Annotated in this window: 13 protein-coding genes, 1 other RNA gene and 5 pseudogenes; 13 read left to right on the forward strand and 6 right to left on the reverse strand. The window is 64.2% G+C overall.

Annotated elements, in window-relative coordinates; translation table 11 throughout:
• Positions 1-64 precede the first annotated feature (64 nt).
• The 3 genes from ADT71_RS23380 to ADT71_RS23390 all read left to right on the forward strand — a co-directional run bounded on the left by ADT71_RS23380 (position 65) and on the right by ADT71_RS23390 (position 3006).
• Complete coding sequence (locus ADT71_RS23380) at positions 65-1033, forward strand: hypothetical protein (protein WP_132468953.1); 969 nt, start codon at positions 65-67, stop codon at positions 1031-1033.
• A 40-nt stretch (positions 1034-1073) separates the two neighbouring features.
• Positions 1074-2138 (forward strand): linear amide C-N hydrolase, encoded by a 1065-nt coding sequence (locus tag ADT71_RS23385; RefSeq protein ID WP_082370518.1) that lies wholly within the window; start codon positions 1074-1076, stop codon positions 2136-2138.
• A gap of 70 nt (positions 2139-2208) precedes the next feature.
• Positions 2209-3006, forward strand: a complete 798-nt coding sequence (locus ADT71_RS23390; protein WP_231636143.1) for a hypothetical protein — start codon at positions 2209-2211, stop codon at positions 3004-3006.
• Between the two features lie 7 nt (positions 3007-3013).
• Here ADT71_RS23390 and ADT71_RS23395 read toward each other — a convergent pair whose 3' ends face one another.
• Positions 3014-4966, reverse strand: a complete 1953-nt coding sequence (locus ADT71_RS23395; protein WP_231636144.1) for a bifunctional diguanylate cyclase/phosphodiesterase — start codon at positions 4964-4966, stop codon at positions 3014-3016.
• A 169-nt stretch (positions 4967-5135) separates the two neighbouring features.
• On the opposite strand from ADT71_RS23395, the pseudogene hrpB reads away from it, so the two are divergent.
• From hrpB to ADT71_RS23425, 7 genes and pseudogenes are all read left to right on the forward strand, one after another.
• Positions 5136-7584, forward strand: a pseudogene (gene hrpB, locus ADT71_RS23400) (ATP-dependent helicase HrpB).
• Positions 7585-7672: 88 nt separating this feature from the next.
• On the forward strand, positions 7673-7951 hold the full coding sequence (locus tag ADT71_RS23405; RefSeq protein WP_054440780.1) for an ETC complex I subunit: 279 nt from the start codon (positions 7673-7675) through the stop codon (positions 7949-7951).
• A 159-nt stretch (positions 7952-8110) separates the two neighbouring features.
• Positions 8111-8205, forward strand: an RNA gene (gene ffs, locus ADT71_RS30685) — signal recognition particle sRNA small type.
• A 134-nt stretch (positions 8206-8339) separates the two neighbouring features.
• Positions 8340-10261 (forward strand): annotated as a pseudogene (locus ADT71_RS23410) (DNA polymerase III subunit gamma/tau).
• Between the two features lies 1 nt (position 10262).
• Positions 10263-10597 (forward strand): annotated as a pseudogene (locus tag ADT71_RS23415) (YbaB/EbfC family nucleoid-associated protein).
• Between the two features lie 275 nt (positions 10598-10872).
• Positions 10873-13275, forward strand: a complete 2403-nt coding sequence (lon, locus tag ADT71_RS23420) for an endopeptidase La (RefSeq protein ID WP_054440781.1) — start codon at positions 10873-10875, stop codon at positions 13273-13275.
• 182 nt (positions 13276-13457) lie between these two features.
• Positions 13458-14483, forward strand: coding sequence for an aspartate-semialdehyde dehydrogenase (locus ADT71_RS23425; protein ID WP_054440783.1), 1026 nt, complete (start codon positions 13458-13460; stop codon positions 14481-14483).
• A gap of 85 nt (positions 14484-14568) precedes the next feature.
• Here the strand turns inward: ADT71_RS23425 and ADT71_RS23430 are convergent, their stop codons facing one another.
• Complete coding sequence (locus ADT71_RS23430) at positions 14569-14862, reverse strand: hypothetical protein (RefSeq protein WP_231636145.1); 294 nt, start codon at positions 14860-14862, stop codon at positions 14569-14571.
• Positions 14863-14867: 5 nt separating this feature from the next.
• Here ADT71_RS23430 and ADT71_RS23435 point away from each other — a divergent pair, with 5 nt between their 5' ends.
• The 3 genes and pseudogenes from ADT71_RS23435 (at position 14868) to ADT71_RS23445 (ending at position 18073) form a co-directional block, all read left to right on the forward strand.
• Complete coding sequence (locus ADT71_RS23435) at positions 14868-15311, forward strand: GFA family protein (protein WP_054440788.1); 444 nt, start codon at positions 14868-14870, stop codon at positions 15309-15311.
• Positions 15312-16073 (forward strand): alpha/beta fold hydrolase, encoded by a 762-nt coding sequence (locus tag ADT71_RS23440; RefSeq protein ID WP_054440790.1) that lies wholly within the window; start codon positions 15312-15314, stop codon positions 16071-16073. It abuts the gene before it with no gap.
• Positions 16074-16238: 165 nt separating this feature from the next.
• A pseudogene (locus ADT71_RS23445) lies at positions 16239-18073 on the forward strand (M2 family metallopeptidase).
• Between the two features lie 90 nt (positions 18074-18163).
• On the opposite strand, the gene ADT71_RS34395 reads toward ADT71_RS23445, so the two are convergent.
• The 4 genes and pseudogenes from ADT71_RS34395 to rplI all read right to left on the reverse strand — a co-directional run bounded on the left by ADT71_RS34395 (position 18164) and on the right by rplI (position 23611).
• Positions 18164-19657 carry a TonB-dependent receptor domain-containing protein gene (locus ADT71_RS34395; RefSeq protein ID WP_231636146.1) on the reverse strand — a complete coding sequence of 498 codons (1494 nt, stop codon included), beginning with the start codon at positions 19655-19657 and terminating at the stop codon, positions 18164-18166.
• Between the two features lie 887 nt (positions 19658-20544).
• Positions 20545-21021, reverse strand: a pseudogene (locus ADT71_RS35980) (TonB-dependent receptor plug domain-containing protein); the annotation flags it as partial.
• 425 nt (positions 21022-21446) lie between these two features.
• The gene (locus tag ADT71_RS23455; protein WP_054440792.1) at positions 21447-22877 is read right to left on the reverse strand and encodes an AMP nucleosidase; all 1431 of its coding nucleotides are present in this window, start codon (positions 22875-22877) and stop codon (positions 21447-21449) included.
• A gap of 140 nt (positions 22878-23017) precedes the next feature.
• Positions 23018-23611, reverse strand: a complete 594-nt coding sequence (rplI, locus tag ADT71_RS23460; protein ID WP_054440794.1) for a 50S ribosomal protein L9 — start codon at positions 23609-23611, stop codon at positions 23018-23020.
• Positions 23612-23618 lie beyond the last annotated feature (7 nt).

Below are 23618 nucleotides of genomic sequence, written 5' to 3' on the forward strand. Positions count from 1 at the left end.
TTGATACTACCAACATCTACCTATAGCCTGATGCATTACGAATTCCTGCTCCAGGGGGTCGTGAATGGTTCGGCTGTGTCGATCATTATCGCGCGTGATGGAGGTGCAGGTCATTGCGATCGGCAGCCTTTTGATCGTGCCTGCGGCCGGAGGGCAGGTAAGGGAATTCGCCTTCGATGTCGGGAGCTTGCCGAAGGGCGCGCCGGATCAGGAGCGACTTCCGGACGATCAGGAACCGGGAGAGCCGATTTCTGCGCATCCGCTGCCGGCCGATCCGGGGCGAGTCGATCCGGGCGTTCCGCCCGCTGGTAGTCCGGGGGCGGGCTGGACCCTGATCGTCAGTCCTTACGCATGGGGCGCCTCGCTCGGCGGCGATCTTGGCCTCGCCGGGCTCCAGCATAATCTGCATCTTCCGTTCAGGGATATCTTCAAGCACGTCGATCTGGCGGCCATGGGCACGATCGAGGCAGTGAACGACCGGTGGGGAGGCTATCTCGACGCGCAGCGCGTGAAGACCTCGCAAGCCGAGGCGGTGCGATCGTTGCCGGTCGATCTCGACATTCGCACCAGACGACTGGCGGGCGGCTTCTACTACAAGGCGTGGCAGATACCGCTTCCCGGCAAGAGCGCCTTCGGTGCCGGGCGCGATATCTCGATAGAGCCGACCGCGGGCCTGCGCTGGACCCACTTGCGGGCGAGGGCGGGCATCGCGCCGCTGGCCGTGCAGACAACCGGAAGCGCGGGATGGGTCGATCCTTTCGCGGGACTGCGTGTGAACGCGGACCTGTCCCGTCACTGGAACCTGTTCACGCAGGCCGATCTGGGCGGCTTCGGCGCCGGTTCCGATCTCAGCGTCAATGCGGTTGCCATGCTGGGCTATCGCACCCGGCTCATGGGCCGGCGAACGATCCTGCGCGGCGGCTATCGCTTCCTCTACGAGAAATACGACCAGTCCGACTTCACCAATCGCGGCCGGTTCATCTGGGACATGCAGCAGCGCGGGCCCCTGCTGGGCATGTCCGTGCTGTTCTGATCCGGGCCCTTTCCAGCAAGTGGAGAAGACCATGCGGGTAATGACCAGAATCGGCGGTGCGCTGGCTACGCTGGCGCTGACGGCCGCGCTCGGCGCAGGTGTTCCGGCAGAAGCCTGCACGCGGGCCGTCTATCTGGGGCCCGAAAGGAATATCATCACCGCGCGCTCGATGGACTGGAAGAGCGATATCGTCAGCAATCTCTGGATATTGCCGCGCGGAATTGCACGCAGCGGCGAAGCGGGGCCGAATTCCATCAAGTGGACCTCGAAGTACGGCAGCGTGATCGTCAGCGGCTATGACGTGTCCAGCACCGACGGGGTGAACGAGAAGGGGCTCAACGCCAACATGCTCTGGCTGGTCGAATCGGAATATCCGCACTTCGACGGCAAAGGAAAGCCGGGGCTGACGATCGCGGCATGGGCGCAATATGCGCTCGACAATTTCGCGACGGTTGCGGAGGCGGTGGCCGCGCTGGAAAAGGAGCCGTTCATCGTCGTGACGGACAATGTGCCGGGAGAGAACCGGCTTACCGCCGTTCACCTTTCCCTGTCCGATGCCGGCGGGGACAGCGCCATCTTCGAATATATCGGCGGCAAGCTGGTGATCCACCACGGCCGCGAATACCAGGTGATGACCAACTCGCCGACGTTCGACGAGCAACTGGCGCTCAACAGCTACTGGAAGGGGATCGGCGGCACGACCATGCTGCCGGGCACCAACCGGGCTGCCGACCGCTTCGCGCGGGCTTCCTTCTACATCAACGCGATCCCGAAGGAGCCTGACCCGAACAAGGCACTGGCCGCCGTATTCAGCGTGATCCGCAATGCCTCGGTTCCCTATGGGATCAACACGCCGGATCAGCCGAACATCTCTTCCACCCGCTGGCGCACGGTGTTCGATCACAAGCGCGGGCTCTATTTCTTCGAATCCGCGCTGACGCCGAACACGTTCTGGATCGACGTGCGCAAGATCGATTTTTCCAGGGAGACCGGCAAAGTGAAAATGTTGGATTTGGGACCGAACCAGGATCACACGTTTTCCGGCGAGGCGAACGGCCAATTCGTGGACCATGCGCCGTTCCGGTTCCTGGGGCTGGACGGCTGAGGGAGCGGGCACTGGGCTTTTCCGGCAACACTTTCACCTGCAATGAAATCGCAACAAGGCTGCAATTGCGGTGACGTGGGAAGCGCCCTATTCAAGCCGCGCCATGTCCTCCGAATCCGAGCTGGCGCCCGCAGGCTATCAGCCCGGGTCGCCGCGCCAACGCTTCGTCTCCTCGGTCCTCTCAGCGGGGCTGATTCTGGCTGCGTTGCTGCTGGCGATCTACCAGACCGGGCTGGTCCCCGCGCTGGAGAAGAAGAGCGCGGCGCTCACCACGTTCGATGTCATCGATCACGATCGCGACAAGGGCGGCGACCAGCCGGAAAAGCCCAAGCAGCGTGAGGAAAAGAAGGTCGAGCAGAAGCAGCACGCCGCCGTGGTGCAGGAAACCGTGCCGACGCCGCCGGTCGAAAAGCCGGTCGAGAAAAAGCCCGCCTTCACGTTTCTCAAGCTTTCCACCCAGGATTTCGCCGCTGCCGATATCGGGAAGATGAAGGGGCCTTCGTCGGCCTCCGGCGCGCCGGCGGCGGGCGGGGCCGGCGGGACGTATGGCCCCGGCGAAGGGCCGGGCGGCGCGGTGCTCTACAATGCGGACTGGTTCCGTCCACCCACCGATGCGCAGCTTGGCGGTTATCTTCCGGCAACCCGGCCGGACAGCGGCTGGGGCATGATCGCCTGCCAGATCATGGAGCACTACAAGGTCGACAATTGCCAGATCCTGGGCGAATCGCCGCGCGGTTCGGGCTTTGGGCGGGCGGTGCTCAATGCGGCCTGGCAGTTCCAGGTCCTGCCGCCGCGGATCAATGGCAAGTCGCAGCTCGGCACCTGGGTGCGTATCCGGATCGATTACGGAACGAAGCGCGAAAGCTGAGGCAGGATCAGCCTGCTGCCGATGCTTCGGCTGCCGGGCACGAGATCAGGTCCAGCACGTCCGGCAGCGACATGGGCCTGGCGATGTGGAAGCCCTGCGCCAGCGCGAAGCCGGCGACGCGCGCGCTGAGCAGCTGGTCTTCAGTCTCGATACCCTCGATCACGCATTCCAGCGAGAGCGAACGCGCGAGATTGCGGATCGCCGCGATCAGGCGGCGACCGACCGCTTCGTCCAGACGGGGCGCGAAGCTGCGGTCGATCTTGACCATGTCGAGCGGCAACTGGTGCAGCGACGAGAGGCTGGAGTAGCCCGTGCCGAAATCGTCGAGCGCGATCCGCGCACCGGTGGAGCGCAGACGTTGCAGTGCGCCGCGCGCGGTCTCGATCTCGGCGATGAGCGTGGTTTCGGTGATTTCGAAGAGCAGGCGCCGCGGATCGCAGCCGCTGTCGTCGATGCGTTCGAGCAGGGCGGCAATGGTGTCCGCATCGGCAAGATCGTGCCCGGAAAGATTGAAGGACACCGTAAGTGGATGCGGCAGTTGCGTGAGCGCGCTCAGCACATGGCCGAACAGCGTGGCGGTCACGTCGCGGGCGCGCCCGATCCGTTCGGCCGAGGCGATCATCATTTCGGGGGCGACGGCGCCAAGGCTTGGCGAAGTCCAGCGCGCGAGACATTCGAAGCCGACCGCCACTTCGCTTTCCGTGGCGACGATGGGCTGGAAGGCGACTGACAGTTCGGCGGAAAGATCGGCCGTCTGGAGTGCGGCGTCGAGCGCCTGCTCGGAACGGATCAGCACTTCGAGTTCGCTGGAGAAGCGCACGCAGGAACCGCGCTTGTGGTTTTTCGCGTGGTAGAGGGCAAAATCCGCGCGGTCGTAAAGCGAATGGGCGTCGCGGGCGCTTTCAGGATAGACGGCGATCCCGGCCGAGCCGCCTACCGCTACGGTGACTTCGCCGATGCGTGCCGGCATGCGGATCGCGGAGCAGAATCTCTGGGCGATCTCTTCCGCTTCCTCGGCGCCGCCCAGCACGATGAACCCGAACTCGTCGCCGCCGAGCCGGGCGACCACGACGTTGGAGGGGCTCTGCGCGATCATGCGGCTGCCGATGACTTGCAGGAGGCGGTCCCCCTGCGCGTGGCCATAAGTGTCGTTCACCGGCTTGAAACGGTCGAGATCGATCAGGCCGACGCAGAACACCTGATCGTCCTGCTCCTTTTTGAGCATCGCCTCAAGCGTGGCGAAGAAGTAGCGGCGGTTGGGCAGGCCGGTCAACGCGTCGGTCTGCGCGAGGCGGGCGTTCTCGTCGCCCAGGACCTGCGCCTGCCGTCGTTCGATGCGCAGTTCGCGCTGGGCGACTTCCAGTTCCACGAAAGAATCGTAGGTATCGCGCAGAATCTTGAGGATCACCGCTGCGACGAGGGCGATGTTGATCGCCACCGCCGTCAGCACGTCGGAGCCGACGGCGACGCAATAGGCCAGGAAAGTACCCAGCGCCGTCACGCAGATCAGCATGGCTGCGGTGGGCAGGAAGGTCAGGCAGAACACGCAGCCAAGCACCGTGATCGCCACGAAAATGGCGACATGGCCATGCTCGTAGGCGTCGCCATAGCGATCGAGGCACAGCGCCCAGATCGAAAAGGCGATCGTGAAGATCACCGAGAGCCACGTCGTGCGGTCCATCCGTTCCTGCGCGAGAGTGGTGTCGAGGTCGGCGCTGCCGATCGGGCGCAGCCAGACGAACATGCGCACGAGACAGGCGGCAATGAGTATCGCAGGCACTGTCAGCGTGAGCACGCCGGGCGCCACGAAGCGGTGTGTATAGGCCAGGATGCCCGCATTGACCGACAACAGCCCGTATAGCGGCGGGATGCGTTCGCGCAGGCGCAAGTATTGCGCCACCGGCAATGGATATTGCCCGGCACGATGCATTTTGTTCTGTATCGTATTGGCGTCAGGCAAAAGGTCGTCTCCTGGCGAGTTGCTTACGTATAAATCCTTGATGAAGCGTAGACGAAACCCCGATCTCATCCGATTTGGGCTTCACCCATTTCCGAGGCGGGCGGGTGGAATCCGCTCTAACCCCGGTCGGCCCCTTTTCCCGCCATGGCGGGGGCTCTAAGGAAGCGGCGTGAGCGAACTTCCCATAAACTACGTATTACCCGAAATTCTGTCCGCGTTGCGTGACGGCCCTCACGCCGTGCTGATCGCGCCGCCGGGGGCAGGCAAGACCACCGCGCTGGCGCCCGCGCTGCTGTCGGAGCCCTGGTGCACGGGCACGGCGATCCTGCTGTCGCCCCGGCGTGTAGCGGCGCGGGCCGCGGCCGAGCGCATGGCCGAGCAGCTTGGCGAAAAGGCCGGCGAGACGATTGGCTATGTCACTCGGTTAGACGTCAAGCGGTCCGCGCGGACCCGGGTTCTGGTGATGACCGAGGCGATCTTCGTGGCGACAATCGTATCCGATCCCGAACTGTCCGGCGTTTCCGCCGTTCTGTTCGACGAGGCCCATGAACGGCATCTCGATAGCGACCTTGGCCTGGCGCTCGCCCTCGAATCCAGCGCGGTGCTGCGGGAGGATCTGCGCATCGTCGTCATGTCGGCAACGATCGACGGCGCGCGTTTCTCGCGCCTGCTGGGGGCCGAGGTTCCCGTAATTGCAAGCGAGGGCAGGGCCTGGCCGCTTGCGCTGCGCTGGCTTGGCGCGTCTCCCGCCTTGCGGATAGAGGATGCCATGGCCTCCGCCGTGCTGACAGCCTGGCGCGAGCAGGAGGGGGACATCCTCGCCTTCCTGCCCGGTGTGCGCGAGATCGAGCGGGTGTCGGAGCGTTTGGCGGAGAAGCTTCCGCAGGCGCTGGTGCTGCCGCTGCACGGGCAGTGCGAACCGCAGCGCAGCGCGCGGCCATTCGCCGCGATTCGCAGGGGCGCCGCCGGATCGTGCTCTCCACCGCGATCGCCGAGACTTCGCTGACGCTCGACGGGGTTTCGGTGGTGGTCGATAGCGGCCTGTCGCGCAGGGCCGAGTTCGACAAGGCGGCGGGCGTCACCCGGCTGGTGACGCACCGCGCCAGCCGCGCCTCGGCGGCGCAGCGCGCGGGGCGCGCCGCACGGCAGGGCCCGGGCACCGCCTATCGCCTCTGGGAGGAAGCCGCGCATCCCGGGCGTCCTGAATTCGATCCGCCGGAGATGCTGACCAGCGATCTTGCGCCGTTGACGCTCTCGCTGGCGCAGTGGGGAGCGGGCGATCCCATGGCGATGGCCTGGCTCGATTCCCCACCGCCCCGGCGCTGGAGGCGGCGCATCGGCAGCTTGAGGCACTGGGCGCGCTGGATGCGGGTGGGCGGATCACCGATTTCGGTCGCAAGGTCGCCAGCCTGCCGATGGACCCGGCGCAGGCCGCCATGATCCTTCATGCGAGCGAACGGGGCGAAGCGGAAACGGCGGCCAAACTGGCCCTGCTTCTCCAGGAGCGAGGGCTGGGCGGGCGCAGTGAGGATCTTTCGCAGCGGCTTTCCCGCTGGAATGCGGACCGTGCGCCGCGTGCGGAGGCTTCGCGCAAGCTGGCGGCGGGCTGGGCCCGGAGGGCACGATCCCTCGTGCCCGCGGCCGGGCCGGGCGGCGATAGCCCGGTCGGCGTGCTGCTGGCGCTGGGGCGACCGGACATGGTGGCGCGCAGGCGCGATGCCGGCGGGGAGAACTGGCTTTCCGCGGGCGGCCGGGGCTATGTGCTCGATCCCGCCTCACCGCTCGCGAGCAGGGAATGGCTGGTGATCGGCGATGCGCAGGGGCAGGCGCGGGGCGCCCGCATTCTATCGGGCGCTTCGCTGGAAACCCCGGAAGTGGAGCAGGGGCTGTCCTCCCGCATCGAGCGGCGGTCGGTCCTGCGCTGGAACGAGGCCGAAGGCCGGGTCGAGGCCCGGCTGGAGCGCCGTTTGGGGGCGATCACACTGGCGACCGGGCCGGACCCGTCGCCCGATCCGAAGGCGATCTCGGCATTCCTGCTGGAGCGTGTACGCGAACGGGGGCTGGAGCTCGTGCCCTTCGGCAAGGGCAGCCTTTCGATGCTGAAGCGCGCGCGCCATGCCGGGATCGCGGCATTGTCCGACGAAGCGTTGCTGGGCGATCTCGATGACTGGCTCGGCCCGCTGCTGGGGCGCCGAATCGATGCGGTAGACAAGGGCGCTCTGGCCGAGGCCTTGCGAAATCGCCTGACGTGGGACGATCAGCAGGCGCTCGAAAAACTTGCTCCGCCCGAGTTCCGCAGCCCTGCCGGAAGCACGCATGCGATCGATTACGAGGATGAGGGCGGCCCCAGCGTGGAGGTACGTGTGCAGGCCCTGTTCGGGCTCGATCGCCATCCGACCTTCGGCCAGCCGCCGCAGCCATTGCTGCTCAAGCTGACGTCGCCCGCCGGGCGGCCGATCCAGACGACGCGCGATTTGCCGGGCTTCTGGCGCGGCTCGTGGCGCGATGTCCAGCGCGACATGAAGGGGCGCTATCCGCGCCATCGCTGGCCGGACCAGCCCTGGACGGAAGACCCCAGCCTGAAGACGCGCAACGCTTTCGAGGCATCGCGCAAGTGAGCCCTTCGCGGCTCATGCGCGCGATACACAGCTATCGACGCGATTCGCGCTTGATTTCCGCCGCGATTCGGAGGCAAAGCGCTTGCCCATGAGTGCACGCATCTATCAGCGCCCGAAGAACGCCATGCAGTCCGGCAAGGCACTGCTGGACCAGTGGGTCCTCGAATTCGCCCCCTCCGAGGCGAAGAAGCCCGATCCGCTGATGGGGTGGGCCGGTTCTGGCGACACGCAGCAGCAGGTCACGCTGAAGTTTCCCGACGTGGAAGAAGCAAAGGCCTATGCCGCTCGCTACGGCATCGAAGCCGAAGTGCATTCCACGCCGCCGCGCCGCCTCAAGATTCAGGCATACGCCGACAATTTCCGTTGACCCGCTGCGCTGAGGCGCAGGTATAAAGCAATCGGCCCGCGTTTTTCCGAAAGGGGAACGCGGGCCGATTGCGTTATGGCGCTCAGGCTTCGCGGCGGCTGTTCGAAAGGTTCCGCAATCCGGGCTGGACAAACCCGGCGCGCCTCGCCATATGCCCGCCCGGGAGTCGGGTGGACGTTTGCGTTCGCCAACCTGGTCAGGTCCGGAAGGAAGCAGCCACAACGGATAGCGGCGGGTCGCCCGGCTCCTTCAGCCCACATGATGACAATGTCCCGAAAGGGTCAATTGATCGCCGGACCCGCCGGAAAGTCGCGGTTTCGGCTCTGGGCTGTGGAGCAATTTGCTTTTCCCCTGACATTCCGGCCTCGGCCCCCTAGTTTGGCAGGCGATGGACGATTCACGCGACATGTTCGGCGATACCCCCCCCTGGGACGACAAGGAGGAGGAAGAGGCCGCACCGACCAAGGCCCAGCTTGAAGAAGCCGGGCAGGCGTCGATGTTCGGCGATTCCGAACCGGCCCTGCCTGAACCTGTAGCGCCCGAACCTGTCGTTGCCGCTGAACCCGTTGCTCCTGAACCCGTTGCTGCCGAACCCGTTGTTGCTGAACCTGCAGCCGCGCCCACGCTCGAGGCGAAGCCTACGCCCGCCAAGGCCGCGCCTGCGGCGGTCGGCGTGCCGGCCCAGCCCTATCGCGTGCTTGCCCGCAAGTATCGCCCGCAGACTTTCGCCGAGCTGATCGGGCAGGAGGCGATGGTGCAGACGCTGGCCAATGCCATCAGCGCGACCGACTGGCCCACGCCTTCCTGATGACCGGCGTGCGCGGGGTCGGCAAGACCTCGACCGCGCGTCTGATCGCCAAGGCCTTGAACTGTATCGGGCCTGACGGGCAGGGCGGCCGACGATCGATCCCTGCGGACAGTGCGAGCCCTGCCAGGCCATCGCCGAAGGCGCCATATCGACGTGATCGAGATGGACGCCGCCTCGCACACCGGTGTCGACGACGTGCGCGAGATCATCGAGGCCGTGCGCTATGCTGCCGTCTCGGCCCGCTACAAGATCTACATCATCGACGAAGTTCACATGCTGTCTCGCAATGCTTTCAATGCCTTGCTGAAGACGCTTGAGGAACCGCCCGCGCATGTGAAGTTCCTTTTCGCGACCACCGAGGTCGACAAGCTGCCGGTCACGGTGCTGTCCCGCTGCCAGCGATTCGACTTGCGGCGCATTCCGGCGCCGATGCTGGCCGCTCATTTCGCGAAAGTCTGCGGCCTTGAGGGCGTCGATGCCGAGAGCGAGGCGCTGGCCATGGTCGCCGCCGCCGCAGAAGGCTCGGTGCGCGACGGTCTGTCGATCCTCGACCAGGCCATCGCCCATGCCGACCTCGACGGGGAGGGGCAGGTTCGCGCCGAGAAGGTGCGCGACATGCTGGGTCTTTCCGACAAGAGCGTGCAACGGGCACTCATCACCGCCATTCTCGATGGCCGGGGCGGCGAACTGCTGAACCTGATCGCGCACCAGTTCGCGCTCGGCGTAGAGCCGATCGCGATGATGCGCGGGTTGATGACGCTCGTTCACCGCATCGCCGTGGCCCAGGTCGGCGGCGGCGCCCATGACGCCCATTCCGCCGAGGAGCGCGAGGCGATCGAGGGTTGGGCCAAGGCCCTGAAGGCCGGGCAGGTCCATCGCATCTGGCAGCTTCTCATCAAGGGGCATGAGGAAGTGAAGTCTGCGCCCGATCCGCTGGTGGCGGCGCAGATGGCGCTGCTGCGGATCATGCATGCCTCGGACATGCCCGACCCCGGCACGCTCGTGAAGAAGCTTGAAGACCTGGCTGCCCGCGTGCCTGCAGGCGTGCCCGGCGGTGTTGACGGGGCACCGGCCGGTCCTGCGGCGGTCGCCGCCGTGACGCCCGAGATGGTGGCCCGGCGCTGGGAAGAGCTGGTCGACGATGTCGAGCACATGGGCGAACTGTCCACCGCCAATACCATGCGCATGCAGGTGCGGGTGGTCGAGCTGGCATCCGGCATGCTGCGCTATTCGCAGCCGCCCGGTTTCAGCGAGGATATCACCGGGCTCTGCGTGCCTGCCTTGCCAAGGCGACCGGGGATCGCTGGGAAGTCCACCGCGTTTCGGAGCAGGGCACGCCGACCCTGGTCGAGCAGGCCGAAGCAAGGAAGAATGCGGAAAGCGATGCCGTGAACCAGCACCCGCTCGTGCTGGCGACCAAGGCGGCGTTTCCGCAGGCCGCAATTATCGAGGATGATCGCCCGCTCGCCGTTGGCGGCGGAGCGCGTAACTGGAGACGTTGAGATGAAGTCGATGGAAGAGATGCTCAAGGCGGCGCAGCAGGCTGCCGAGACCATCCAGAAGCAGATGAACGAGGCCCAGGGCAAGCTGGACGCGATGGAAGTCGAAGGACTTTCCGGCGGCGGTCTCGTCAAGATCCGCTGCTCGGCCAAGGGCCGCGTGATCGGCGTGTCGATCGACGACAGCCTGATCCAGCCCAGCGAAAAGCAGATTCTCGAAGACCTGATCGCGGCGGCCTACAACGATGCCCGCGTGAAGGCGGATTCGGTGGCCGGCGAGGAACTGGCCAAGCGCAGCAGGGCATGGGCCTGCCGCCGGGCTTCAAGATGCCGTTCTGAAGTTTCGCAGGATTTCCGCGCTCCGGTTCGATAACGCCGGGGCGTGGGAAATGCGATTTCAGTCAGGGATGACGAAATTCCCGGCGGAATGCGCTATATGGGATCAACGCTTCGGTATTTTCCGGTGCGTCCGACCTAGGGGAACGGAGAAGGGGTGCGGTTAGCGCTTCCACAGTCTTTCAGAGCCAATCCATTGCGTGCGGCCCGAGAGACCCCATATCGTCCCGCGAAGGCCGGGAGGCTCTTGCAGCGCTCCCGCGTGTGTTGAAATGGATATGACCTTGAACCTGCTTCCGCTGCTTCCCTTGCGCGACATCGTCGTGTTTCCCGGCATGGTCGTGCCGCTTTTCGTCGGACGCGAGAAATCCGTGGCCGCGCTCGAAGCGGCGATGGCGGGTGAAAAGGACATCTTCCTCCTCGCCCAGCTCGATCCCGGCTGCGACGATCCCGATCGTGACGACCTTTACGATACTGGCGTTATCGCCAGTGTCCTTCAGCTCCTGAAGCTGCCGGACGGCACCGTGCGCGTGCTGGTCGAGGGGCAGGAACGTGCCAGGCTCGAGACCCTGCGTGCCGAACAGTCCGCCGAAGGCGAGATGCTGGTCGCCCAGGTCGAGCGTGTCGAGCCCGTTGAGGCCGACGGCACGGAAGTTGCCGCGATGATGCGCACGGTGGTCGAACAGTTCGGCGAATATGCGAAGCTCAACAAGAAGCTCTCGCAGGACGCCGGAGACCAGCTCGGCGATATCGAGGATGCGGCGAAGCTGGCCGATACCGTGGCCGCGCAGCTTTCCGCCAAGGTGGGCGACAAGCAGGCCGTGCTCTCGGAGCCGGACCCGCTCAAGCGTCTCGAAATGGTCTATTCCTTCATGGAAGGCGAACTCGGGGTTCTTCAGGTCGAGCGCAAGATCCGTGGCCGCGTGAAGCGCCAGATGGAGAAGACCCAGCGCGAGTATTACCTGAACGAGCAGCTCAAGGCGATCCAGTCGGAACTCGGCGGCGGCGACGGCGAGGAAGCGAACGAGCTTCAGGAGCTTCAGGAGCGTATCGAAAGCACGCGCCTGTCGAAGGAAGCCCGCGAAAAGGCCACGGCCGAGCTGAAGAAGCTCAAGTCGATGCAGCCGATGAGCGCCGAGGCGACCGTCATCCGCAATTACCTCGATGTCCTGCTCGGTCTGCCCTGGGGCAAGAAGAGCAAGCTCAAGCGTGATATCTCGGCCGCGCAGGAGATTCTGGACGCGGATCACTACGCCCTCGACAAGGTCAAGGACCGGATCATCGAGTACCTGGCGGTTCAGGCCCGCACCAACAAGCTGAAGGGGCCGATCCTGTGCCTCGTCGGCCCGCCGGGCGTGGGCAAGACCTCGCTTGGAAAGTCCATCGCCAAGGCGACCGGGCGCGAGTTCATCCGCCAGTCGCTTGGCGGCGTGCGCGACGAGGCCGAGATTCGCGGTCACCGCCGCACTTATATCGGTTCGCTGCCGGGCAAGATCGTCACCAACCTCAAGAAGGCGGGCAAGTCCAACCCGCTGTTCCTGCTCGACGAGATCGACAAGCTGGGCCAGGACTTCCGCGGCGATCCGGCCTCGGCGCTGCTCGAAGTGCTCGATCCGGAACAGAACGCGAAGTTCCAGGATCACTACCTCGAACTCGACATCGACCTGTCGGACGTGATGTTCGTCTGCACGGCGAACAGCCTGAACCTGCCGCAGCCGCTGCTTGACCGCATGGAAATCATCCGCCTCGAAGGTTACACCGAGGACGAGAAGGTCGAGATCGCGGAGCGTCACCTCGTGCGCAAGCAGGTCGAGGCACATGGCCTCAAGAAGGGTGAGTTCACGCTCACGCAAGAGGGCCTGCGCGACCTGATCCGCTACTACACCCGTGAGGCCGGCGTGCGTACGCTGGAGCGCGAGATCGCCAAGCTGGCGCGCAAGTCGCTGCGCCAGATCCTCGAAGGCAAGGCTACCGAGGTCACGATCACGCCGGAGAACCTCTCCGACTTCGCGGGCGTTCGCAAGTTCCGCCACGGCGTGGGCGAGGAAGAGCATCAGGTCGGTGCCGTCACCGGCCTTGCCTGGACCGAAGTGGGCGGCGAACTGCTGACCATCGAAAGCGTGACCGTGCCCGGCAAGGGCCAGATCAAGGCGACCGGCAAGCTCGGCGACGTGATGAGCGAGTCGATCCAGGCGGCCTTCAGTTTCGTGAAGGCGCGCTCGCCCGCTTATGGCATCAAGCCTTCGACGATCCAGAAGAAGGACATCCACATCCACCTGCCCGAAGGCGCGGTGCCCAAGGATGGTCCTTCGGCGGGCATCGGCATGGTCACCTCGATCGTCTCGACGCTGAGCGGCGTGCCGGTGCGCAAGGATGTCGCCATGACCGGCGAGGTCACTCTGCGCGGCCGCGTGCTGCCGATCGGCGGTCTCAAGGAGAAGCTGCTGGCCGCACTGCGCGGCGGCATCACCACGGTGCTGATCCCGGAAGAGAACCGCAAGGACCTCGCGGAAATTCCCGAGAATGTGAAGCAGGGCATTGATATCATTCCCGTTTCGCATGTCGACGAAGTTCTGGCCAAGGCCCTGACCGAGCCGCTCGAAGCCATCGAGTGGACGGAGGCAGACGAACTGGCTGCAGCACCGCCGCAGGCTCCGGTCCCTTCGGCGACCGCTCACTGAATCTGTCGCGAGACGCCCTTTCCATTTCGGGAGAGGGTGTCTCGCGGCAATTTTCGGTCGAGCTGGACCTTCTGAAAGAAAGTCTTTTGCGCAGGGCGCTTGTCATGAGCGCACACACCCTGTAACGGCCCGCGTTCCTGCGGCGCACCTTGCCTGCAGGATTTTGCTAGAAGGATCTTGAAATGGGTTACCGGGTTGCCGTCGTCGGCGCGACCGGAAATGTCGGCCGCGAAATGCTCAACATCCTCGCCGAGCGCGAATTCCCCTGCGACGAGATCGCAGCGGTGGCTTCGTCGCGTTCGACCGGGACCGAGATTGAATTCGGCGAAACCGGCAAAATGCTCAAAGTAAAGAACATCGAGCATTTCGATTTCACCGGCTGGGACATCGCGCTCTTCGCTGCAGGCTCCGGCCCTACCGCGATCCACGCGCCGCGTGCCGCCGCGCAAGGCTGCGTCGTGATCGACAACTCGTCGCTCTACCGCATGGACCCGGACATTCCGCTGGTCGTGCCGGAAGTGAACCCTGAGGCGATCGACGGCTACAAGGCCCGCAACATCATCGCCAATCCCAACTGCTCCACCGCGCAGATGGTCGTGGCGCTGAAGCCGCTGCATGACAAGGCGAAGATCAAGCGCGTCGTCGTCTCGACCTACCAGTCGGTTTCCGGCGCGGGCAAGGCGGGCATGGACGAACTGTTCGAACAGAGCCGCGCGATCTTCGTGGGCGACCAGGTCGAGCCGCGCAAGTTCACCAAGCAGATCGCCTTCAACGTGATCCCGCATATCGACGTCTTCCTCGACGATGGTTCCACCAAGGAAGAGTGGAAGATGGTCGTGGAAACCAAGAAGATCCTCGATCCCAAGATCAAGGTGCAGGCCACCTGCGTGCGCGTGCCGGTCTTCGTGGGCCACTCGGAATCGCTCAACATCGAGTTCGAGGAAGAGATTTCGGCCACCGAAGCGCAGGACATCCTGCGTGAAGCGCCGGGCGTGATGCTCGTCGACAAGCGCGAGGACGGCGGATACGTCACCCCGGTTGAAGCCGTGGGCGACGGCGCGACCTACATCAGCCGCGTGCGCGAAGACTCGACCGTCGAAAACGGCCTGGCGCTGTGGTGCGTCTCTGACAACCTGCGCAAGGGCGCCGCGCTCAACGCGGTGCAGATTGCCGAGCTGCTCGGCCGCCGTCACCTCAAGAAGGGCTGACGCGGCGGGCTTCACGGCCCTCGCCGACATGAAAAAGGGCCTGCGGAGCACTCGCTTCGCAGGCCCTTTTCGTGCGGGTCGGGGCCTATCGTCCCTCGGCCGCGGCGAATGCCTTCATCTGCGCATATGCCGCCTCGCGCGCGTCATCCGTCAGGGACAGGAGATAGGCCGAAGCCTCCCTGTACGTCAGGAACGGCAGGTCATCGGCCACGATGGGAACGGTTCGGCTGTTGTAGATTCGTTTCAGCAGGCGTCGTTGCGGCCGGCTCAGCGCCGGGTTTTCGGCGCTCGTGTTTTCTTCTGTCGTTTCCATGGGGCGCTTTATCACGGCTTCGTTCGCAGCAGCAATGGCGCGCGCGGGGCGTTCCGGGTTACTCATTGCGCATGACCCAAACCATGACCGGCGGCTGCCAGTGCGGCCGCATTCGCTATGAGGCCAAGGTCGAGAACGACGAGGCCTATTTGTGCCATTGCCGCTATTGCCAGAAGGCGACGGGCGGCTTCGCGGCGGCGTTCGTCCAGGTGCCGAAAGCCGGCGTGACCTGGGAGCATGAGCCGGACTGGTACCAAAGTTCCGCCATCGCGCACCGGCCGTTCTGCTCGCGCTGCGGCACCCCGCTCGGGTTCGACTTCATCGAGAGCAGCGGCAACATGGACCTGACGCTCGGCAGCTTCGACGAACCGGGTTTCTTCCGTCCCGCTGCACATTCCGGCTGCGAAAGCTTGCATCCGGCGTGGCTCGATACCAAGGACCTGCCGAGGCATTACAGCGCGGAGACGGAAAGCGTCGCGTCGCGCTGGAAGGCGGCAGGACTGGAGGTTCCCTAAGTGAGCGATCTGCGCAAGGAAGTCATCGAAGGTTACGCGGGCACCGATCTGGCCGTGCACGTCATGGGCGATACCGGGGCGCGCCCGCTGCTGCTGCTTCACGGCCTGTTCTCCAGCGCCGACGTGAACTGGATCAAGTACGGCAACGCGAAGATCCTTGCCGACGCCGGGTTCGAAGTCTTCATGCCGGACCTGCGCGCTCACGGCGAGAGCGGCGCGCCGCACGATACCGCCGCCTATCCCGCCGACGTGCTGGTCGAGGATCTCAAGCTGGTGATCGCCGCGCTTGGCCTGGCCGACTATGATCTTGGCGGTTTCTCACTGGGCGCGCGGACTTCGGTGCGCGGCGTGCTGGCGGGCCTCGCGCCGCGCAAGTTGATCCTTGGCGGCATGGGTCTTACCGGGCTCTCCGGCTGGGCGCGGCGCAGCGCGCACTTCGTGGATGCCATCGATCGTTTCGGCACTATCGAACGGGGCGACAAGGCCTTCATCGCGCAGGCCTTCATGAAGTCGATGAAGATCGACCGGGTGGCGGCGCGGCTGCTGCTGGGATCGGTGGACGATACCGGTGCGGATGCCATCGCCCGGATCGTGATGCCCACGCTCTGCGTTTGCGGGGCGGAAGATCACGACAACGGCTCCGCGCCGGAACTGGCGGAGGCTTTGCCGCAGGGACATTACGTCGAGACGCCGGGCAATCACATGTCTTCGGTGACGTTCAAGGATATGGGCAGGGCCATGGCCGAGTTTCTGCTCGATTAAGTAGAAGAAGATTCCGGGACAGGCGGCACCCGGCTTCGACATTCCTGGGGGTGCAGGGGGCTATGCTCCCCTGCTTTTGCCCTTCTCTTCCGTCCTCAACAGTTGATCTCACACAGCGGGCGACTAGTCTCCCGCGCCATCAGAGAGACAAATGAGGACAACCCCATGAAATTCGCATCCACCGCGCTTGCCGCGCTCGCGGCCGGACTTTCGTTCGGCGTGGCCGCGCCGGCCTTTGCCGAGGACGCGCCCTCCTATCCGGAGACCGCACAGGGCGCCGCGCAGTTCGTGGCCGCCGCCGAGAAGGACCTGTTCGATTTCTCGGTCGACAATGCGCGCATCAACTGGGTGAACTACACCTATCTCACCGACGATACCGACGCTCTGGCGGCGCAGTCCAACGGGCTGTTGACCGAGAAGCAGGTGGCCTATGCGGTGGAAGCGGCGAAGTTCTCGAAGCTGCCGGGTCTCGATGCCGATGTCTCGCGCAAGCTTGGCATTCTTCGGCAGGGTATCGTGCTGCCCGCGCCGACCACGCCGGGTGCCGCCGCCGAACTGAGCGCGATATCCACGCGTCTCGCCTCCACTTACGGCAAGGGCCGCGGCACGCTGGACGGCAAGGAGATCAACGGCTCGGATATCGAGGCGGAGATGGGCAACCTTACCCACACGCCTGCCGAGTTCGCCGAGATGTGGACGACCTGGCACGACAATGTCGGCAAGCCGATGAAGGGCGACTACGTGAAGATGGTCGGCATCGCCAACCAGGGCGCCAAGGAGCTCGGCTATGCCGACGTCGGCGCCATGTGGCGTTCGGGCTATGACATGACGCCGGAGCAGTTCTCGGCAGAAACGCAGCGCCTTTGGGAGGAAGTGAAGCCGCTCTACCTCGCGCTGCACACGTATGTCCGCCACAAGCTGAACGAGAAGTACGGCGATGCCGTTCAGCCCAAGACCGGGCCGATCCGCGCCGACCTGCTCGGCAACATGTGGGCGCAGGAGTGGGGCACGATCTACCCGCTGGTCGCGCCCAAGGGTGCCGGCGATCTCGGCTACGACATCGGCGATCTGCTGAAGGCGCAGGGCCGCACCCCGATCGACATGGTCAAGGCGGGCGAGGGCTTCTACTCGTCGCTCGGCTTCGCACCGCTGCCGAGACGTTCTGGAAGCGCTCGATGATCGTGAAGCCCGCCGACCGCGAGGTGATCTGCCACGCCTCAGCCTGGGACGTCGACAACAAGGACGACGTGCGCATCAAGATGTGCACCAAGGTGGATTCCGGTGACTTCGTGACGATCCACCACGAACTGGGCCACAACTACTACCAGCGCGCCTATAACAAGCAGCCGTTCCTCTATCTCAACGGCGCCAACGACGGCTTCCACGAGGCGATCGGCGACTTCATCGCTCTCTCGATCACGCCGCAGTACCTCGTGCAGATCGGCCTGCTGGACAAGACCAAGGTGCCGAGCGCCGACAAGGACATCGGCCTCCTGCTGCGCCAGGCGATGGACAAGGTGGCGTTTCTGCCCTTTGGCCTGCTGATCGACCGCTATCGCTGGGGTATCTTCGACGGTTCGATCCAGCCTGCCGACTACAACAAGGCCTGGACGAAGATGCGTCTCGACTATCAGGGCATCACCCCGCCTGCCGCGCGCGGTGACGACGGCTTCGACGCGGGTGCCAAGTTCCACGTTCCGGGCAACACGCCCTACACGCGCTACTTCCTCGCCCGCATCCTCCAGTTCCAGTTCTATCAGGCGGCGTGCAAGCAGGCCGGCTGGAAGGGCCCGCTGCACCGTTGCAGCTTCTATGGTGACAAGAAGGTCGGCGAAAACCTGAACAAGATGCTGGAGATGGGCATGTCCAAGCCCTGGCCGGAGGCGCTCAAGGCCTTCACCGGCACTCCGCAGATGAGCGCCAAGCCGATGCTCGACTATTTCGCGCCGCTCAAGAAGTGGCTCGACGAGCAGAACAAGGGCGAGAAGCAGGGCTGGTAACGAGAACGGCCCCGGCGACGCATGGTCGCCGGGGTCGTTTCGAAGCAGATAGGGGGAGCCGGTTCGCCCGGCTCCCCTTTTTCATGAGCGTCAGAAGTTGACGGTCACACCGGTGAAGAAAGTCCGGCCGTAAACGTCGTAAGTCGTCGGATAGGTGTTCGATTGTTCCTGGTTGTCACCCAGGATCGGCGGCTTCTTGTTGAACATGTTGTTCATGCCGATGTTCCAGGTGAAGCGGTCCGCCACATCGATCTGCGCGGTGAGATCGAAGTAGTCATACGCCTTGATCTTCTCGACGGTGTATTCCGTCGAGTTGTCGTCATCCTTGACCGGCGAAAGGTGGCGCCACGCAAGCGACACGGTCGCGCCGTCGGTCGACCATGTTGCGCGGCTGTTGAGGCGCCACTTGGCATAGACGTTGTTGCAGAGCAGGCCGAACTTGCCGGCGCATTCGACCGACGCGCTGGACAGGTTGGCGGTGGGATTGAACGTCCAGTGCAGCAACCGGGTGCCGCTCACGCGCAGAGTCAGCTTGCTGCTGTCCTGGGCCCCGAAGGCAAGCGGGATGGCGTACTGGGCATCGAAGTCGATGCCGTCGGTCTTCACGCCGCCCGAATTGGTCAGATTGTCGATCGCGCCGGTGATCATGTAGGTATTGGAATCACGCGGCAGCAGGGCGCAGGCACTGGTATCGATCGGCGTCCAGCCGTTCTCCTTGGTACCGTAGCAAGACTTGATGATGTTCGACGTGCCAACGGCAGTGATGAAGTTGTCGATCTTGATGTGGTAATAATCGACGGTGAAGGAGAGGCCCGGAACGAACCGGGGCTGGATCATCGTACCGACCGTCCAGGTATTCGCCGTTTCTTCGCGCAGCGCGGTATTGCCGCCGTTGTAGCTCTCGATCTGCGAATCCGCAGTGTAGTTGCCGATCTTCGATGCAGGGATGCCCGAGGCAAGGCAGCTTGCGTTGAGATTGGCGTTGGTGATCGCCTCGCTCGTGCCGGTCGCCGAATCCTTGGCGCAGGGGTCGGTTGCCGATTCGTAGTTCTGGGCATTGCCGCTGAACAGGTCGTTGACCGTCGGCGCGCGGACTGCGCGGGAGAACTGGCCGCGGAAGCTGATGTCCTTGACCGGCGACCAGACGAGGCCCGCCGAGAAGGTGCTGACCTGGGACACCGCATTCGAATAGTCCGAGAAGCGGTAGGCACCGTTGAAGTCCAGGCGGTGGATGAACGGCTTGTCGGCAATCAGCGGGACGTCGATTTCGGCGAACAGCTCCTTGACGTTATAGCCGCCGGCGATCGGCTCGGACGAGTTGAAACCGATCACATCGCCTGAGGCGAGTGCTTCGTCGGGTTCGAAGCTGCCGTGCTCGCTGCGATACTCGGCACCGAACGCAAGACCGGCCGGCCTGCACCAAGATCGAACAGGTTGCTGTTGGTGATCGCGCCGCTGGCGACCTTCTCGGTGATGGTGGAGCGGTTGACCGTATCGATCGAGATGAAGTCCGCCGCTTCCTGGCTGATGTTGCCGGCCCCGAAGATGTTCAGCGGAACACAGCCGTTGCTGGTATCCGAGCAAACGAGGTTGCCGCTGGAATCGTAGGTGGTCTGCAGGGCCTGCTGGACCCGGCTTGCCGAGACGTTGCCGGACTGGCGCTCGACCTGCCTGGTGCGCGAGTAGCTGAAGTAGGCGTCGTAGTTCCAGTTGCCCGAAATCTGGCCGCGTGCGCCGATGAGGCCGCGATAGGCCTTGCTGTCCATGTTGGAGATGCGGTCGCCGACTTCGGTCAGGCGGCGGTTGATGGCAGTGGAGGTATAGCCGTCGCCGTCGGTGTCGTAGCTGGCGAGCAGGGCCTGCGAGCTGGATGACAGGAAGGACGAATCGGTGTCGATCGAGAAGGTGCCGGTCAGCGGCGTCGGCGCGAGCTGGTTCTTCACGCGGTTGTGGATGTACTGGCCCTCACCGTAGAGAGTCAGGTGATCGCTGACGTCGAAGTGCCACTGCGCCGAGAGCAATTCGCGCTTCTGGGGAACCTGAAGGTAGTTCTCCGATGCGTAGTTGTAGGCGTCGGCCGGGCTTTCGTAGAGCGAATAGCTGCCGTCCTGCGCGAACTTGTAGCCGGTTCCGTCCAGCGTGACCTTGCCGTCCGGTGTCGTTCCCGAACCGCCGGCGACCAGCCCGCTGGTGCCGTCGGTCTGCGCGACCGAGGTGTAGCTGCGGCCCGACTGGAGGATCGACTTGCGACGCATGTAGTCGCCGTAGATCGTGATGTTGCCGCGCCCGTCGGCGAAATTCTTGCCAACCAGAAGGCCGCCATTGTACTGCGCACCGTCGCCTTCGCCGGTCAGGCGGTAGTTGGCATTGGCCTGGACCCCGTCGAAGTCCTGCTTGGTCACGAAGTTGACGACACCGGTCACCGCGTCCGACCCGTAGACTGCCGACTTGCCGCCCGTCACCACGTCCACACGCTCGATCAGCGCGGTCGGGATCGTGTTGAGGTCGACGATCTGGTTGGTGTCATACGAGACGTAGCGGTGGCCGTTCACCAGGACCAGGGTGCGCGCGGCGCCCAGGCCGCGCAGGTCGGCCGTGGCGACGCCCCCGCCGGGATTGTTGGAGGCAGCGGTCGAGCCCGGCAGGATCTGCGGCAGGTCCTTGAGAATATTCTCGACGTTGACCTGCCCGGTCAGCGCGATTTCCTTTGCCGACACGGCCATGATCGGCGCGGCCTGCTCAAGGTTCGGATTGGACAGACGCGAGCCGGTCACGACGATGGCGCCGCCTTCCGGTTCGGCATCGGCCGCGTTGGCGGAGGCATTTGCCGGGGCGCTGTCCTGGGCATGTGCCATGGCAGGCAGGCCCATCAGCAGGGTGGACGCCAGCAGAAGGCGCTTCATCTCGGATGTCATTCGGTACTCCCTTTGCGGGTTTCGGCGCGTCATTCGGCGCAGGCCGGAACCAGATGAGGGGGTTTGCTCCCGAGATTAACGATCTGTCATCAGTAAATAGTATTCGATCTTTATTGAAGTTCCCACAGTTGTAGATGGGCAACTATTATTTCATCGGATGCTTTATAGAAGTAATTTAAAGGTAATTTTCTGAAATATTCATGTAACATGAAATTACTTCATCTTGTCTTGCGGATATGCCTATTTGTTGTGCAAAAATCTATCACAAACTTATAAGATTGCTATCTGGCTGCCGGCGCTGACATTTCCGTGCCGGGTTGCGGGGAATGGAAGGGTTCTGGGCGCCATCGCGCATCGGGCGCGCGCCGTGTGTTTTTGCCGGAATCGAAAAAGGGCTTCGCTCTGGTGGAGCGACGCCCTTTCCCGTCATGCCGTTAGCGCCGCCGCGCGGCGGGTTCTTACCGGAAAGGCGGTTCGTTGAACGCGCGCAGCTTGCGGGAATGCAGCTTCTCGCCCTCGGCGCGGAGCAGGTCGCAGGCGTGGAGGCCGATCTTGAGGTGGCTGGCGATGGCTTCTTCGTAGAAGCGGTTGGCCTGGCCCGGCAGCTTGAGTTCGCCGTGGATCGGCTTGTCCGAGACGCACAGCAGGGTGCCGTAGGGCACGCGGAACCGGTAGCCCTGGGCGCTGATCGTGGCGCTTTCCATGTCGATGCCGATGGCGCGGCTGAGGCTGAACCGATGCGCGGATTCGGTATAGCGCAGTTCCCAGTTCCGGTCGTCGGTGGTGACGACGGTGCCGGTGCGCATCCGCTTCTTCAGGTTGGCGCCGCCTTCGCCGCTGACCGCTTCGGCCGCCGAGGCAAGCGCCTGCTGCACTTCGGCGATGGCAGGCAGCGGGATCTCGGGCGGCAGGACCGGATCGAGCACATGATCGTCGCGCAGATAGGCATGGGCGAGAACATAGTCGCCGATGCGCTGGCCTTCGCGAAGCCCGCCGCAGTGGCCGATCATCAGCCACACTTCGGGGCGGATGACCGCGAGGTGATCGGTGATCGTCTTGGCGTTCGAGGGGCCGACGCCGATGTTGACGAGCGTGATGCCCGACTTGTCGGGCCGGATCAGGTGGTAGGCGGGCATCTGGTGACGCCGCCATGCCGTGTCGGACAGGCGTTCGCGGGCATTCTCTACAGGGCTGTCGAGATAGAGGCCGCCGGCGCCCGAAAGCGCCGTGTAGCCGTCCGTGCCGATCTGCTTGCCCGCCCAGTCCACGAACTCGTCCACGTAGCGGTGGTAGTTGGTGAAGAGGATGTAGCGCTGGCAGTGCTCAGGGCTGGTCCCGGTGTAGTGTGCCAGGCGCGCGAGGCTGAAGTCGGTGCGCAAACCGTCGAACAGGGCCAGAGGCAGCGGTTCGCCGGATTCCTGGCGGAACACGCCATCGGCGATCTCGTCCCCGATCATCGCGAGTTCGGTCGTCGGGAAGTGCGCGGCCAGTTCCTGCGGCGTGACGCTGCCCATGCCAACGCCGTCAAGGACGTAGGGGAAGGGGATTTCCTGCGTCGACGGGCCGACAGCGATCTCCACCTCGTAATCTTCATGAAGCAGCGCGAGCTGTTCCTCGAGATAGTCCGCGAAGAGGCGCGGCTTGGTGATCGTGGTCGTGTAGACGCCGGCTTCGTTCAGGCGGCCGAACGAACGGCTGTAGAACGTGCCGCGCTCCGTGCCTGCGTAAGTGATGCGCAGTTCGGGGTAGGACCATGCGCGCATTTCGCGGCGTTCGGGCGGGGGAGGCGTGCCGTTCTCTACAAAGGCGGAAATGTCGGCCCGGAGAGTGCTGACGGCGGTTTCATAAACGCGGACGAGTTCCGCGAGAGTGCTCTTGATCGTTTCCATCGCCCGTAATTACTGAATTTATGTTGCAGGGCAATAGCAGCTTAAATTTCGAACGGGGCGCGGGGAAAAAGAGAAAGGCCCCCGCTCCGCATGGAGCGAGGGCCTTGATTCCCTTAGGCAGTTGCCGGGAAAGAAGAAGCTCAGGCTTCTTCTTCGCCTTCGACAGCTTCCTCGACCGCGATTTCGCCGGGTTCGGCGTTCGGGTCGTAGGCTTCGGTGAAGCCGGAGACGTCCTGTTCGAACATCGCGGCCATCACGTCCACACCCTGCGACTGCAGGTCGGCTTCGTCGGGCGAACGAGCGACGTTCACCTTGACGTTGACCGAGACTTCGGGGTGCAGGCTGACGCGAACGTCGAACACGCCGATGGTCTTGATCGGGCGTTCGAGCACGATCATCTGCTTGGCAACGCCGGCACCCTGCTCGTTGAGGGCATCGACGATGTCACGGACGGAAACCGAACCGTAGAGCTGGCCGGAGTTCGACGAAGCGCGGATCAGGACGACCTGCTTGCCTTCGACTTCGCTCGACTGGGCTTCTGCGCCGGCGCGACGCTCGGCGTTTTCAGCCTCGATCTTCGCGCGGTTGGCCTCGAAGACCTTCTTGTTGCGTTCGTTGGCGCGCAGGGCCTTCTTGTTGGGAAGAAGGTAGTTGCGGGCGTAACCGTCCTTGACGGAAACGACATCGCCGATGGCGCCGAGCTTTTCGACGCGTTCGAGGAGGATGATGTCCATGGGCCTA

The sequence above is a fragment of the Novosphingobium sp. ST904 genome, from assembly GCF_001298105.1.
In the GTDB taxonomy this organism is placed as follows: Bacteria; Pseudomonadota; Alphaproteobacteria; order Sphingomonadales; family Sphingomonadaceae; genus Novosphingobium.